Annotated in this window: 12 protein-coding genes; 3 read left to right on the plus strand and 9 right to left on the minus strand. The window is 71.6% G+C overall.

What is annotated here, in order from left to right; genetic code table 11:
- Positions 1 to 83: 83 nt before the first annotated feature.
- From AB0C33_RS17465 to AB0C33_RS17490, 6 genes are all read right to left on the minus strand, one after another.
- Positions 84 to 692: a class I SAM-dependent methyltransferase gene (locus AB0C33_RS17465; RefSeq protein WP_358288652.1), complete on the minus strand. Its 609-nt coding sequence runs from the start codon at positions 690 to 692 to the stop codon at positions 84 to 86.
- A 102-nt stretch (positions 693 to 794) separates the two neighbouring features.
- Positions 795 to 1,778 (minus strand): ketol-acid reductoisomerase, encoded by a 984-nt coding sequence (ilvC, locus tag AB0C33_RS17470; RefSeq protein WP_352319077.1) that lies wholly within the window; start codon positions 1,776 to 1,778, stop codon positions 795 to 797.
- A gap of 23 nt (positions 1,779 to 1,801) precedes the next feature.
- Positions 1,802 to 2,326, minus strand: coding sequence for an acetolactate synthase small subunit (gene ilvN / locus AB0C33_RS17475; protein WP_352318972.1), 525 nt, complete (start codon positions 2,324 to 2,326; stop codon positions 1,802 to 1,804).
- A complete protein-coding gene (locus tag AB0C33_RS17480; RefSeq protein ID WP_358288656.1) occupies positions 2,319 to 4,058 on the minus strand; it encodes an acetolactate synthase large subunit in 1,740 nt (579 codons plus the stop codon). The genes ilvN and AB0C33_RS17480 overlap by 8 nt, the downstream gene beginning before the upstream one ends.
- A 207-nt stretch (positions 4,059 to 4,265) precedes the next feature.
- Positions 4,266 to 6,881: a sensor domain-containing phosphodiesterase gene (locus AB0C33_RS17485; protein ID WP_358288659.1), complete on the minus strand. Its 2,616-nt coding sequence runs from the start codon at positions 6,879 to 6,881 to the stop codon at positions 4,266 to 4,268.
- 235 nt (positions 6,882 to 7,116) lie between these two features.
- Positions 7,117 to 7,935 carry a 2-hydroxyacid dehydrogenase gene (locus AB0C33_RS17490; protein ID WP_358288661.1) on the minus strand — a complete coding sequence of 273 codons (819 nt, stop codon included), beginning with the start codon at positions 7,933 to 7,935 and terminating at the stop codon, positions 7,117 to 7,119.
- A 125-nt stretch (positions 7,936 to 8,060) separates the two neighbouring features.
- Between AB0C33_RS17490 and AB0C33_RS17495 the strand changes: the two genes are divergently transcribed.
- Positions 8,061 to 9,164, plus strand: a complete 1,104-nt coding sequence (locus tag AB0C33_RS17495; RefSeq protein WP_358288664.1) for a PQQ-dependent sugar dehydrogenase — start codon at positions 8,061 to 8,063, stop codon at positions 9,162 to 9,164.
- Here AB0C33_RS17495 and AB0C33_RS17500 read toward each other — a convergent pair.
- The 3 genes from AB0C33_RS17500 to AB0C33_RS17510 form a co-directional block, all read right to left on the minus strand.
- Entirely contained in the window at positions 9,161 to 11,044 is a 1,884-nt protein-coding gene (locus AB0C33_RS17500; RefSeq protein WP_358288667.1) for a VanW family protein, read from the minus strand. The genes AB0C33_RS17495 and AB0C33_RS17500 overlap by 4 nt on opposite strands.
- Before the next feature lie 200 nt (positions 11,045 to 11,244).
- Positions 11,245 to 11,907 (minus strand): response regulator, encoded by a 663-nt coding sequence (locus AB0C33_RS17505; protein WP_358288670.1) that lies wholly within the window; start codon positions 11,905 to 11,907, stop codon positions 11,245 to 11,247.
- The gene (locus AB0C33_RS17510; RefSeq protein ID WP_358288672.1) at positions 11,904 to 13,469 is read right to left on the minus strand and encodes a sensor histidine kinase; all 1,566 of its coding nucleotides are present in this window, start codon (positions 13,467 to 13,469) and stop codon (positions 11,904 to 11,906) included. Before AB0C33_RS17510 ends, AB0C33_RS17505 begins: the two co-directional genes overlap by 4 nt.
- A gap of 145 nt (positions 13,470 to 13,614) precedes the next feature.
- On the opposite strand from AB0C33_RS17510, the gene AB0C33_RS17515 reads away from it, so the two are divergent.
- The gene (locus AB0C33_RS17515) at positions 13,615 to 14,586 is read left to right on the plus strand and encodes a tripartite tricarboxylate transporter substrate binding protein (protein WP_357973258.1); all 972 of its coding nucleotides are present in this window, start codon (positions 13,615 to 13,617) and stop codon (positions 14,584 to 14,586) included.
- Positions 14,586 to 15,071, plus strand: coding sequence for a tripartite tricarboxylate transporter TctB family protein (locus AB0C33_RS17520; RefSeq protein ID WP_352352222.1), 486 nt, complete (start codon positions 14,586 to 14,588; stop codon positions 15,069 to 15,071). Before AB0C33_RS17515 ends, AB0C33_RS17520 begins: the two co-directional genes overlap by 1 nt.

The following is a 15,071-nucleotide window of genomic DNA, read 5'->3' on the forward strand; positions in this document are numbered from 1 at the left end:
GGAAGTCCCGAGGCGGCAGGTTGCGGCAGGTCAGACCGGTAGCCCCGAGGGGGCGGGTTCGCGGTGGGTCAGACCGGATGACCCTACGTGGCGGGTTTGTGGTAGGTCAGGAGGTAGCGCCAGAAGAGCAGCCGGCGCAGGGAGAAGCCGGGCAGCAGGGACGCCGCTTCCCGCCGTACCTCCGCGAAGGACATGTCCGGCGGCCGCACCGGCGCGGGCACGGACCCGGCACGCGCCCCGCCCACGCGCTCCCCCGCCGCCACCACCACCCGGGCCGCCGCGTTCACCGGTATGGCGGCCAGGCTCCACGCGAAGTCGGCGGCCGTCCGCTCCGCGTAGCACCCGAGGACGGCCAGCACCCCGCCGGGCGCCAGCGCGTCCCGGAAGGCGGCCACGGTCCCGAACGGCATGTGGTGCAGGCTGGCCAGGCAGGAGATGTAGTCGTAGCGCCCCGCGGGCAGCTCCATGCGCGTGACGTCGGCGCACAGGAACCGCACCCCGCCCACCGGCGCCGACGAGGCGGCCTCGATCACCTCGGGCGCCGGGTCCACCGCGTCGACCTCGATCCCGAGGCCCGCCAGCCGCCGCGCGAACCGCCCGGTGCCGCAGCCGACGTCGAGCGCCGTCCGGGCCCCCTCGGGCACGAGCCGTGCCATCGCCGGGTGGTAGTGATCGTTGTGATCGAAAGGCATCCCGGCATCATGCCATCGCCTCGCCGGAGAACCCCCGTGAACGGGCGAAAAGCATCGCCCGCCCGCTGACCGTGCAGCGGGCGGGCGACGTACGGCGAAAGGTCAGCCCTTCAGCCAGCTCATCATCGGACGCAGCTTCGCGCCCGTCTTCTCGATCGGGTTCTCGGCCAGCTCCTCGCGGTGACGCGTGAACTCCTTCTGACCGCCGTCGAACTCCTCGACGAGCTGCCGGGCGAAGGTGCCGTCCTGGATCTCGCCGAGGATGCGGCGCATCTCCTGACGGGTCTCGTCGGTGATGACGCGCGGGCCGCGGGTGTAGCCGCCGTACTCGGCGGTGTCGGAGACCGACCAGTACATCTTGGAGATGCCGCCCTCGTACATGAGGTCGACGATGAGCTTCATCTCGTGGAGGCACTCGAAGTAGGCGACCTCGGGCTGGTAGCCGGCCTCGATGAGGGTCTCGAAGCCCGCCTTGATCAGCTCGGAGACGCCGCCGCACAGCACGGCCTGCTCGCCGAACAGGTCGGTCTCGGTCTCCTCGGTGAAGGTGGTGCGCAGCGCGCCGGCGCGGGTGCCGCCGATGCCCTTGGCGTACGACAGCGCCAGGTCGAGGGCCTTGCCGGAGGCGTCCTTCTCGACCGCGACGAGACACGGGACGCCGCGGCCGGCCTCGAACTGGCGGCGGACCAGGTGGCCCGGGCCCTTCGGGGCGACCATGCAGACGTCGACGCCCTCGGGCGCCTCGATGAGGCCGTAGCGGATGTTGAGGCCGTGGCCGAAGAAGAGCGCGTCGCCCTCGACGAGGTTGGGGGCGACGTGCTCGGCGTACAGGTGGCGCTGGATGTGGTCCGGCGCGAGGATCATGGTGAGGTTGGCCTCCTCCACCGCCTCGGCCGGGGTGACGACCCGCAGCCCGTCGTTCTCCGCCTTCTCGCGGCTCTTGGAGCCCTCGGGAAGACCGACGCGCACGTCGACGCCGGAGTCACGCAGGGAGAGCGCGTGGGCGTGGCCCTGGCTGCCGTACCCCAGCACGGCCACGTGACGCCCCTGGATGATCGACAGGTCGGCCTGGTCGTCGTAGTAGATCTCGGTCACTTGAATAAAACCTTTCAGGCGGTACGGTCCAGTGCCCTGAGGGACCGGTCTGTGATGGAACGGGCGCCGCGGCCGATGGCCACCATGCCCGACTGAACGAGTTCTTTGATCCCGAACGGCTCAAGGACCTTGACGAAGGCCTCAAGCTTGTCGGGAGTGCCGGTGACCTCTATGGTCACCGCGTCGGCCGCGACGTCCACGCAGCGGGCACGGAAGAGGTTGACGAGTTCGAGGACGTGCGACCGGTTCTCGGCGTCCGCCTTGACCTTGATCAGCATGAGTTCGCGCTGGACCGACTGTGACGGGTCCAGTTCGACGATCTTCAGGACGTTGACCAGCTTGTTGAGCTGCTTGGTGACCTGTTCGAGGGGCAGCTCCTCCACGCTCACCACGATCGTGATGCGCGAGATGTCGTCGTGCTCGGTGGGCCCGACGGCGAGCGAGTCGATGTTGAACCCCCGCCTGCTGAACAGCGCGGAGACCCGAGCGAGAACACCCGGCTTGTTCTCGACAAGCACGGACAGCGTGTGTCTACTCATCCTCGTTCTCCCACTTCGGCGCCATGTCACGGGCGATCTTGATGTCGTCGTTGCTGGTGCCGGCCGCGACCATGGGCCAGACCATGGCGTCCTGGTGGACGACGAAGTCGATCACGACCGGCACGTCGTTGATCTCCATGGCCTTCCTGATGGTCGCGTCGACGTCCTCGGCGCGCTCGCACCTGAGGCCCACACAACCATAGGCCTCCGCCAGCTTGACGAAGTCGGGGATGCGACGCGCGGTCTGCAGGTTGGTGTTGGAGTACCGCTCCTCGTAGAAGAGCGTCTGCCACTGGCGGACCATGCCGAGGTTGCCGTTGTTGATGACGGCGATCTTGACCGGCACGCCCTCCAGGGCGCAGGTGGCCAGCTCCTGGTTGGTCATCTGGAAGCAGCCGTCGCCGTCGATGGCCCACACCGTGGCCTCCGGCCGGCCCATCTTCGCGCCCATGGCGGCCGGGACGGCGAAGCCCATCGTGCCGAGGCCGCCGGAGTTGATGAACGTCCCGGGGTTCTCGTAGTCGATGAACTGCGCGGCCCACATCTGGTGCTGGCCGACCCCGGAGACGTAGTAGGCGTCGGGCCCGGCGATGGCGCTCAGCCGCTCCATCACGTACTGGGGGGCCAGCGTGCCGTCCTCGAAGGTCTCGTAGCCCAGCGGGTAGGTCTCCTTGTAGCCGTTCAGGACGGTCCACCAGTCGGTGTAGTCGCCCTTCTGGCCGGAGGCCTGGATCGCGCCGACGAGGTCGCTGATGACCTCCTTGCAGTCGCCCACGATGGGCACGTCGGCGTGCCGGTTCTTGGAGATCTCGGCGGGGTCGATGTCGGCGTGCACGACCTTGGCCTGCGGCGCGAACGAGGCCAGGTTGCCGGTCACGCGGTCGTCGAAGCGCACGCCCAGCCCGATGATCAGGTCGGATCTCTGCAGCGCGCCCACGGCCGAGACGCTACCGTGCATGCCCGGCATGCCCATGTGCTGGGGGTGGCTGTCCGGGAACGTGCCACGGGCCATCAGGGTGGTGACGACCGGGATGCCGGTCAGCTCGGCGAGCTGCAGCAGCTCGGCCGACGCGCCGGCCTTGTGCACGCCGCCGCCGACGTACAGAACCGGCCGCTGGGACTCGGCGATCAGCTTGGCGGCCTCGCGGATCTGCTTGGAGTGCGGCCTGGTGACCGGGCGGTAGCCCGGCAGCTGCATGACAGGCGGCCAGCTGAAGGTGGTCTGGGCCTGCAACGCGTCCTTGGAGATGTCCACCAGCACCGGCCCCGGACGGCCGGTCGAGGCGATGTGGAAGGCCTCCATGATCGTGCGCGGGATGTCCGCGGGATCGGTGATCAGGAAGTTGTGCTTCGTGATCGGCATGGTGATGCCGGAGATGTCGGCTTCCTGGAAAGCGTCCGTGCCGATCATCGGGGCGGCGACCTGGCCGGTGATCGCCACGATCGGCACCGAGTCCATGAAGGCGTCGGCGATCGGCGTCACCAGGTTGGTGGCCCCGGGGCCGCTGGTCGCCATGCAGACCCCGACCTTGCCGGTGGCCTGCGCGTAACCCTCGGCCGCGTGGCCGGCGCCCTGCTCGTGCCGTACAAGCACGTGCCGGACCTTGGTCGAGTCGTAAAGGGGATCGTAGGCGGGCAGAATCGCGCCGCCCGGGATCCCGAACACGGTGTCGACTCCCACGTGCTCCAGCGCCCTCACCAGGGCCTGTGCACCTGTCATCCGTTCGGTCATCGGCTCGTTCCTTGCGTGGCTACTCACTTAAGGACATAAAAAATGCCCCTTCCCACCGGCGGGGGTGGGACTGGGGCGGCGCGCAGGTCGGAGTGCTTCGCTATCGGCCTGCGCGCCGGCGAAGTACTACGAGAATCTCACTGCGAAGCATGCCTTACACCATAGCCGCTCAGAACGCCCCGATGTCAACTTGGCGGGACGCGAGTCTCACACGGTGAGACTCGTCCGCATGAGACTGTCCACGCCGCGGGCCGCCATGGGACGCGCCACCAGGAAACCCTGCCCTCTGGTGCAGCCCATCTCGCGCAACAGCTCCAGCTGCTCGGGCCGTTCGATGCCCTCGGCCACCACGGTGAGCCCGAGGTCGTGGCCGAGCCGCACGATCGTGCGGGTGAGCAGGGTCAGCGTGTCGTCCCTGCCCAGGCCGGACACGAACGACGGGTCGATCTTGATCATGTCGACCGGCAGCTGCCGGAGGAAGGCCAGCGAGGCGTAGCCGGTGCCGAAGTCGTCGATCGCCAGCCGCACGCCCAGCGCGCGCAGCTCCGACAGGCGCCTGATGGTCTCCTCGGCGTCCTCGACGAGCATCTCCTCGATCACCTCAAGGGTGAGCGCGGAGGCGGGCAGGCCGCTCTCGGCCAGCGCCTGCTCGACGGTCTCGACGAAGCGGGGCGCGGTGATCTGCCGGGCCGACAGGTTGAGCGACAGCCCGATGTCCCAGGACGAGGCCCGCCAGGACGCCACCTCGCGGCACGCCTCGCGCAGGATCCACTCGCTCAGCGGCACGATCAGCCCGGTGTCCTCGGCCGGGCCGAGGAACTGCTCCGGCGGCACGAACACCGAGCCGCGCCACCACCGCACCAGCGCCTCGACCGCGGTCACCCGGGACGTGGCCAGGTCGACCACGGGCTGGTACTCGATGGCGAACTGCTGCTCGATGAGCGCCCGCTGCAGGTCGGCGGCCAGCTCCAGGCGGCGCACCACGTCGGCGTGCATCTGCGCGGCGAACACCTCGACCCGCCGCCCGCCCAGCTCCTTGGAACGCGCCATCGCCACATCGGCGTTGCGCATGAGGTCGCCGGCGGGCAGGCCGTCCTCGGTGAAGGCCACGCCCACGCTCGCGGTCAGCGCCACGTCGCGGTCGGCGACCCGGAACGGCTCCTGGGAGACCGCGCGCACCAGGCGCTCGGCCATGTCCACGGCCATCTGGGCGTCGCCGCCGGTCTCCACGAGCACGGCGAACTCGTCGCCGCCCCACCGGGCCAGCGTGTCGTCGGCGCGTACGGCCCCGCGCAGCCGGCGGGCGGCCTGGCCGAGCAGGTAGTCGCCGCTGGCGTGCCCCACCGAGTCGTTGACCGAGGTGAACCCGTCGAGGTCGAGGAAGATCACCGCGACGTTGCCGGACGTGCGGCCGGCCAGCACCTCGCGGGTTCGCTCCTCGAAGTAGGCGCGGTTGGGCAGCCCGGTGACGCCGTCGTGGAAGGTCAGGTGGGCGACCTGGTTGCGCAGGGCCTCCTCGTCGCTGACGTCGCGGGTGGTGACGAGCATGAGGTCGTCGCCGCCGATGTGGCGGGTGGCGACCGACTCGGTGGGCCGCCAGGTGCCGTCGGCGGCGCGCACCCGGCAGGCGATCAAGCAGGCGCCCGGCGCGGCGCCCTCCTCGTCGGTGGTCATGGCGCGCATCGCGGCCTGGATGCCCGGGACGTCCTCGGGGTGGATGTAGTCGAAGATCGAGCCGCCGACCAGCTCCTCGGGCGGGTAGCCGTAGGTGACCTCGACGCCGGCGCCGATCTCGTGGACGACGCCCTCGTAGTCGCACAGCAGCACCACGTCGCCGGTGCTCTCGGCCAGCTCCCTGAGCTGCCGCTCGCCCAGCGAGACCAGGCCGCGCAGCCGGATGGACGCCGCCGAGAGCACGAACAGGCGTACGAGCAGGAGCAGCACCACGGAGACCGCGACCACCACGACGCCGGTCACCGGCTGCGCGGCCCGGGCTCCGGCCAGGTGGGCGAGCAGCGTGCAGGCGGCCACGGCGACGAGCGCGAGCGGCATCATCGCGACCACGTTGCGCACGACGGGACCGCCGACCGGCCGCGCCCGCGGCCCCCAGGGCACGGCGGCCAGCAGCAGCAGCGCGACGGGCACGAGCATGACGGTCCACATGGGCGGCGGGTCGCCGGCCAGGCGGGCCATGGCGGCCGACAGGCCGCCGACGGTCATGGTGGCCAGCACGCCCACCCCGGCCAGGCCGAGCAGCCAGGAACCGGCCCGGCTGGTGAGCACCGAGGGGATCACCCCGCAGGTGACGAGCAACGCGATCATCGGCGGCACCATGGCGAACGTGAACGTGGGCGCGTCGCCCGCGTCCTCGTAGTAGTGGCGCAGCGCCACCACCCAGCCGATGAGGAAGAGCGAGGCCGCGCACAGGTACGCGTCCGTGAGATGCCGTAACACGACCTTGGCCGGGAACCGGCGGTCGGCGGCGATCAGCGCGCCGCCCGCGATGATCACGGTGCCGAGCAGGACGAACAGGTCGGCGAAGCTGACGACGAAGCTGGTGGCGACCGCGCGGAGCGCCACGCCGGCGAGCCACACGACGGCGCCGCCGCCCATCCAGCGCGCGGCCATCGCCATCGAGCGATGTTCGGCCGACCTGACCGAGGCCACCAGCAGCGAGGCGGCGGCGACCAGTGCCGCCACACCTCCCGCCACGGCGCCGGTCAGCACGGCCGGCCCGCCCGCGAGGAGCGCGGCGGCGAACGCCACCACTCCGGCCGCCCCTGCGGCGGCCAGCGGCGCCCGTGGATCACGCCAGCGGATCACAGTCGTTGCCCATCCTGTCTTGAACCCTGCACCAGTGACCGCCGAAGCCCGGCGCTCACATCGCCAGTGTGTGCGGTCGCGGATGCGCGGGTGGTGACAACGCCGATGTCGTCACCGATCTGATAACCACACAGACCAATTTCCGCCAAGAGTTCCTTGACAGCGAGTCAGGAACTCCCTGCAGACGCCACCGTACGCACGAAAGGTCACGGACCAGCCACGTTCCGGGATCCTCTCAATACGAGTCGGTAATGACGTTGATCAACTCTTCACCTGCGAGGTAGCGGCCGAGCTGCTCGCGGATCAGCCGGAGCGTACGCCGCACGGAGGCGGGGGTGCTGCCCGCGATGTGCGGCGTGATCAGCACGCCCGGAGCGCTCCAAAGGGGGTGGCCCTCCGGCAGCGGCTCGGGCGCGGTGACGTCGAGCGCGGCGCGTAGCCTACCGGTTTTGAGCTCGGCGATCAGGGCTTCGGTGTCGACCACGCCGCCCCTGGCCGCGTTGACCAGGACGGCGCCGTCCTTCATGCGGGCCAGGAAGGCGGCGTCGACCATGCCGGCGGTGTCGGGCGTGGCGGGCACGAGCAGGACCACGACGTCGGCCGACGGCAGCAGCGCGGGCAGCTCCTCCATCGCGTGCACGCCCTCGCGCGCGCTCCTGGCCACCCGGACGACCTCGACCTCGAAGCCGCTCAGCCGCCGCTCGACCGCCGCGCCGATGGACCCGTGGCCGACGATGAGCACGGTGGAGTCGGCCAGCACGCCGGTGTGGTGGTAGGTCCACTCGCCGCGGCGCTGGGCGTCGGTGAATCCGGGGAACTCCCTGAGCACCGCGATCATCGCGCCGACCGCCCACTCGGCGGTGCCGGCGTCGTGCACGCCGCGGGCGTTGCACAGCACCGCCCCTTCGGGCAGGTGCGGCCGGTACGGCTCCACCCCCGCGGTGACGGTCTGCACCAGCCGCAGCGAGCGCATCCGCGCCAGCGTCCCCGGAACGTCGGGCACCACGACCAGCGGCGGGATCCAGACCTCGACGTCCTCGATGCCGTCCGGCATGGCCGAACCATCGTAGACAGTGCATTCGACGCCTGGAATGTCAGACAGGACATCCGCCGCCGCTTCGGACGGAACCCAGATCTTCATGCCGAGAACCTTACGACCCGCGGGGAAGTATGGAACACATGAGGAAGCTCTGGACGATCGTGCTCCTGGCCACGCTCCCCGCCTGCTCGGCCGGCGGCGAGGCGCCGACGGCCGAGGACCCGGCGGCCTCGGTCCCGGCGACCTCCACCCCGACGACCGGGGCCCCGACGGCCAAGGCTCCGACGGCCAGGGCGCCCCGCGCTCCCAAGGACGTGGCGACCGGTCTGGCCGTGCCGTGGGCGATCGCGTTCCTGCCCGGCGGGGACGCCCTGGTCACCGAGCGGGACACGGCCAGGCTGCTGCGCGTCACCCCCGCGGGCAAGGTCACCGAGGTCGCCCGGATCGGCGACGCGCGGCCCGGCGGCGAGGGCGGCCTGCTGGGCGTGGCGGTCAAGGACCGGCAGGTCTTCCTCTACTACACCGCCGAGCAGGACAACCGGATCGTCCGCTACCGGCTCGGCGACGACGGCCTCGGCGACGAGCGGCTCCTCGTCCAAGGCATCCCCAAGGGCGGCATCCACAACGGCGGCCGGCTCGCCTTCGGCCCCGACGGCTACCTGTACGCCACCACCGGCGAGACCGGCGACCGCGGCCTGGCCCAGCGGCGCGACTCGCTCGGCGGCAAGATCCTGCGCATGACCGTGGACGGCGCCCCCGCCCCCGGCAACCCGTTCGGCACGCTCGTCTACAGCTACGGCCACCGCAACGTCCAGGGCCTGGCCTGGGACACCGCGGGCCGCCTGTACGCCTCCGAGTTCGGCGCCGACACCTACGACGAGATCAACCTGGTCCGGCCGGGCGCCAACTACGGCTGGCCGGTGGTCGAGGGCAAGGGGAAGGACGCCCGGTTCGTCAACCCCATCGTCACCTGGTCCACCGGCGAGGCGTCGCCGTCCGGCATGGCGTACGCGGACGGCGCGCTGTGGGTGGGCACGCTGCGCGGCCAGCGGCTGTGGCAGGTGCCGCTGGCCCGGGACGGCTCGCCGGGCGCGCCCGTGGCCCACTACACCGGCCGCTACGGCAGGCTGCGCGCGGTCACCGCGGTGCCCGGCGGCGGCCTGTGGGTGAGCACCAGCAACAAGGACGGCCGGGGCTCACCGCGTCCGGGCGACGACCGCATCCTGGCGGTCGCCACGTCCTAGCCGGCCGCGCCGCAGGTGAGCGCGGTCTGCGGCCGGTACTTGGTGACCAGCTTCTTGTCCTTCTTCACGATCTCGCCGTCCTTGTGGAAGACGCGGGTGACGTCGATCGTGAAGCCCTGCTGGCCGGTGGCCGGCACGCAGCCCGGCTCGCTGCTGGTCGCCCGGCCGAACGGCTTGAAGTCGCGCCGCTCGGACTCGATCGCCTCGACCTTGTCGTACCGCTTGGTGCTCCACAGGGTGACGCTGACCGTCGTGGCGGTGGTGGCGGTCTTGATCAGCACGCCGTACTCGGAGTCGTTGCGCCACTTGAGGTCGCGGTCGGGGTAGAGCAGCGCCACGTCGCGCCCGGCCGGGTAGGAGGGCGCGTAGTAGTCCATGGGCTCGTGCTCGACCAGGTCGAAGCCGCCGAGGAAGGCCGCGTTGTACATGGTGGTGGCGAACTGGGAGACGCCGCCGCCGACGATGTCGACCATCCGGCCGCCGACGATCTGACCGGCCCGGACGTAGCCGTCCTCGACCGTGCGCTCGCCGGTCGCCTCGTTGAGCGAGAGCGTCTCGCCCGGCTTGACCAGCCTGCCGTCCAGTTCCTGGGCCATGCGGCGGATGTTGGTGACGCGCGGCGGGCAGCAGTCGAAGGACGTGCTGAACGTGCCGACGTTCTCCTTGATGCCGAGGCCGCGGATCTGGCTCGTGGTGACCTCCGGGGTGACCACGCCCAGCTTGACCTCCACGGTCCGCGGGCCCGCGGAGGCGAGCAGCTTCTCGACGTCGCGGGCCAGCAGCTTGGCGTTCACGCCCCGGCCCTTGCGCGCGGGCACCAGCACCGGCTTGTCGCCGACGATCTGGTACGTCGCGTCGCGCGGCTGCTGGGTGGCGTCCACGAGGCTGTTCTCCACCGGCGCGAGCGCGGCCTCCGCGTCGAACTGGGGGACGAGCGCGCCGTCGCCGCCCGGCACGTAGGTCAGGTGGGCGGCGATCATGGCGGGGGTGAGCTGGGCCTGCTTGCCGGCGAGGGTCAGCGTGACGGGCGCGGAGACGGCCTTCCTGGCCGCGGCCAGGGCCGACTCGACGCTCTCGGCCGAAGTGGCGGACTTGGCCGGGCGCATGGAGAGCACCACGGCGCCGCCGCCGCGCAGGAACGCCTCGCCGATCCGGCGCACGGCGTCGTCGCGGTCGAGGAGCACGCCGTCCTCGGGCATGCGGGCCTTGGGCTCCAGCCCCGAGAAGGTCACCCTGCCCTCGCGGGCCTGCTTGTCCACGCCTTCGGCCAGGCCCTCGACGGTCCTGGTGAGCTGGGAGGAGTCGATGGTGATCTTCGGCGGGACGTCGGTGGTGCCGGTCAGGCCGCGCCAGACCTCGACCGGGCCGGGGAAGCCGCTGGGGGCCTGCCCGATGGTGCCGACCACGTCGAGTTCGAGACCGGCCTCGTCGGGCTGGACGGTGTCCTTCTTGCCGTTGATGTTCACCGTGACCGGCCGGCTGAGCCTGGGGCCCAGCTCGGTGCGCAGCTTGTCGGCCGCCTGGGTGACGGTCAGGCCGCCGATCTCCACGCCGCCCACCCGGGTGCCGCGCAGCACGGCCCCCGACATCATCACGGCCGGCACCACGTACGCCAGCGTGGCCAGGACGAGCACCAGCACCAGCACCCCGGGCAGCAGGCGACGCCGGCGGACGGGCTCCGGCTCGAAGGCGGGCGGCCGGTCGCCGCTCCCCCCGAACACGGGGGCTGGCCCGGCGGGGTCCTTGTCCTTCATGGGCCACGGCTGCGCGGGCGGCGCCTTCGGTGGCAGCGCGCCGCCGGTCTGGCCGCCGGGCGCGCTCGGTCCTGGGGCCGGCCGGGGCTCCTGCTGGTCCTGCGGGCCGAAGATGTCACGGGACACGCCCGGAGGTAATCCTTCGATCCGCGGCTTCTTGGAGACACCCGACGTGGGCATCGGCACCGAGGCGAACGGGTCCGTCGGTGATTCGATCGGTCCGGCGTTTCGCACGCCTCAATCTCCTCCCGGTCCGCAGCCAAGTCTCAGGCAACAGTAAGGCACGAGTATCCGACTATGTCACCAGAAACGAATACGGAAGTGTGTCAACCTAGCCACCGGTAGCGATGTTCCGGCCGTCCGGCGGTGCCGTACCTGGGGTGGAGCTCGGCCCGGCCGGACGCGCACAGGTGCTCCAGGTACCGCCGCGCGCTCACCCTCGACAGGCCCGTGAGCTCGGCCGTCTCGGCCGCCGACAGGTCGCGCCCGGCCTCGCGCAGCGCCTGCGCCACCAGCGCGCAGGTGGCCGCCGACAGGCCCTTGGGCACCGGGACGGGCTGCTTGGGCGCGCCGAACAGCCGGTCCACGTCGTCCTGGCGGGCCTGGGGGCCGATGGCGGTGAGCCGCCTGCGGGTGTCGGCGTACTGGCGCAGGCGTTCGGTGAGCGCGGCGGCGGTGAACGGCTTGATCAGGTAGTTGACCGCCCCGCCGCGCATGGCCTCCCTGACCGTGGCGACGTCGCGGGCCGCGCTGATCATCAGGACGTCCACGTCGTCGATGGCCTTGAGCACCTCCAGGCCGGACATGTCGGGCAGGTAGATGTCGAGCAGGACCAGGTCGGGCCGGAGCTCGGCCACGGCGGCGAGCGCGTCGGCCCCGGTGTGCGCCACGGCGACGACCTCGAAGCCGGGCACGCGCGAGACGTAGCCGCCGTGGATCCGGGCGACCATGAAGTCGTCGTCCACCACCAGGACCCGTACGTCGTTCACGCGTGGGCCTCGGCGGGCAGCAGGGCGGTGAAGACGGCGCCGCCGGCGTTGCGCACCCGCACCCAGCCGCCGCGGCGCAGGCACGCCTGCCGGGTCAGCGCCAGGCCCAGGCCGCGCGGCCCCGACAGGGCGGCCTTCGTCGTGAACCCCTCCCTGAAGACCTCCTCCACCAGCTCGGGGGTGATGCCGGGCCCTGAGTCGCCGACGCGGACGTGCAGCCCCTCGGCGTCGGCCACGACCGAGACCTCGATCGTGCCGCCCGCGCCGTCGAGCGCGTCGATCGCGTTGGCGACCAGGTTCCCGACCACCAGGACGGCGTCCTGCGGGTCGCCGAGCGCGCCCTCCGGCACGGCGGAGTCCTCGGCCAGCACCAGCCGCGCTCCGCGCTCGGCCGCCTCCGCCGACTTGGCCAGCAGCAGCGCGGCCAGCGTGGGGTCCTGGACGCGTTCGCGCAGGCCGGTGGCGTACGCGCCGGCCGTGGTGCGGGTGATGAAGCCGATCGCGGCCTCGTGCTCGCCGAGCTCCAGCAGGCCGACGACGGTGTGCATGCGGTTGGCGAACTCGTGGGCCTGGGCGCGCAGGGCCTCGGTCGCGCTGCTGGTGTCGTCCAGCTCGCGGGCCAGGCGGACCAGCTCGGTGCGGTCGCGCAGGGTGACGACCCAGCCGCGGTGCCGGCCGCGTACCGCGACCGGGGTCCTGTTGAGCACCAGCACGCGCTCGCCGTGCAGCACCACGCGGTCCTCGCCCGGGTCGGCGCCGGTCAGCACGTCGCGCATGCGCTCGGAGACCGGCATGCGGGTCACGTCGGTCCCGAGGTCGCCGAGCAGGTCGCGGGCGGCGTCGTTGACCAGCGTGACCCGCCCGGCCAGGTCGAGGGCCAGCACGCCCTCCTTCACGCCGTGCAGCACGCCCTCGCGCTGCTCCAGCAGCGCGGCGATCTCGCGCGGCTCCAGCCCGAACGTCTGCCTGCGCACCCGGGCGGTGATCAGCGCGGCCAGCGCCAGGCCGGCCAGCAGCACGGCCAGCGCGGTCCAGATCAGCGGCGGCAGCGCGCCGCCGAGCTGGCCGGTGACCGTGGTCTGGAGCACGCCGACCGACACCAGGCCGATGACGTTGCCGTATTCGTCGCGGATGGGGGTCTTGCCGCGGACCGTGGTGCCGATCGTGCCCGTCTCGGTGCCGACCCAGCTGCGGCCCGTACGCAGGACCGCGGTGCCGTCGGTGGACAGCCGCTTGCCGATCAGGGCGGCGTTGGGATGGGCGTAGCGCTTCTGCTCGGCGTTGGCGATGGCCACGTAGTCGGCTCCGGTCTCGTGCTGGACGCTGAGCGCCAGCGGTTGCAGCACCGACTCCGGGTTCTCCAGCCTGAAGGCGTCGCGCACCTGCGGAAGGGCGGCCACCGACTGGGCGATGGCCAGGGCGCGCTGCTGGTGCAGCGCGTCGAGCTGCTCCCTGGTGTGCCCCGCCCACACGCCTGCCGTGCCGCCGACGGCGAGCAGCACGATCACCATCTGGAGCACGAACAACTGGGTGCCGAGGGGGGCGTCGGTAACCCTGCGCACGCCCACATGGAAACAAAGCCAGGTCACGGCCAGGTCGCGACCAATACGACCACTATGACGGCAACCGCCCAAAGCCTCGACCGGGCAGGGAACGGGCATCACCATCGCAGGCCAACGACTGTGCGAATCCCCCCTTGGAGTGATCATGCGCTTGCGCGTATTCGCCGCCGCTCTGGCGGCACTCTCCGTCGCCGCCCTGTCCGGCTGCGGCGAGACCGGCGCCTCCGGCGGCGACGGCTCTCTGCGGATCATGGCCCCCGCGGCGGCCGGCGGCGGCTGGGACCAGACCGCCCGCACGGCCGAGCAGGCGCTCAAGACGGCCGACCCCAAGCGCAAGGTCGAGGTCTACAACGTGCCGGGCGCGGGCGGCACGATCGGCCTGGCCCAGCTCGCCGGCGAGAAGGGCAACGGCAACCTGCTGATGACCATGGGCCTGGTCATGGTGGGCGCGATCGAGCAGAACAAGTCGAAGGTCACCCTGGCCGAGACCACCCCCATCGCCAAGCTGACCGAGGAGTACGAGATCGTCGTGGTCCCGGCCGACTCCCCGTTCAAGACGCTGGCCGACATGGTCGCCGCGTGGAAGGCCGACCCGGCGAAGGTCTCCGTCGCGGGCGGCTCGGCGGGCGGCACCGACCACATCGTGGCCGGGCTGATGGCCAAGGCCGCGGGCGTGGACCCCAAGCAGGTCAATTACATCGCCCACTCCGGCGGCGGCGAGGCGCTCAACGCGCTGCTGGGCAGCAAGGTCAGCGCGGGCATCTCGGGCGTCGGCGAGTTCGCCGAGCACGTGAAGTCCGGCAAGCTGCGGGCGCTGGCCGTCAGCAGCGGCTCGCGCGTCGCCGGTCTCGACGCGCCGACGCTGAAGGAGGGCGGCCTGGACGTCGAGCTGGCCAACTGGCGCGGCTTCGTCGCCCCCGGCGGCCTGGACGACGCCGCCAAGAAGTCCCTCACCGACCTGGTCACCAAGATGCACGACTCCCAGCCCTGGAAGGACGCCGTCGCCAAGAACGGCTGGATCGACTCCTTCCAGACCGGGCAGCAGTTCGCCGACTACCTGAAGTCCGAGGAGACCAAGGTCAAGGGCATCATCGCCGAAATGGGGCTCGTGTCCTGATGGCTCGCCGGTGGCGGCCCGAACTCGGGCTGGCGGTCGTGGTGCTCGGGCTGGGCGTGTTCGTGATGGTCGGCACGCTCGACGTCTCGGCCGCGGCCTCCCAGCTCGGCCTCGGGCCGCGCTTCTTCCCCATGCTGGTCGGCGCGGCCATGGTGCTGATCGGCCTGTTCTACGTGATCGACGTGCTGCGCGGCGGCGCCGGCGACCCTGAGGAGAGCGAGGACGTGGACGCGGACGCGCCCACCGACTGGCGCAGCGTCGGCCTGGTCAGCGGCGTCTTCCTGGCCTTCGCCGCGCTCCTCGACGTGCTCGGCTGGGTCATCGGCGCGAGCCTGCTGTTCTTCGGCCTGTCGGTCGTGCTCGGGGCCGAGCACAAGGTGCGGGCCGCCGTGGTGGCCGTGGTGCTCGGCGTGACGACGTACCTGCTGTTCGTCAAGGGCCTCGGCGTCTCGCTGCCGGCCGGCCCGCTCGGCGGGGTGATCTGA

This window comes from Nonomuraea sp. NPDC048881 (assembly GCF_040649795.1).
Lineage (GTDB): Bacteria > Actinomycetota > Actinomycetes > Streptosporangiales > Streptosporangiaceae > Nonomuraea.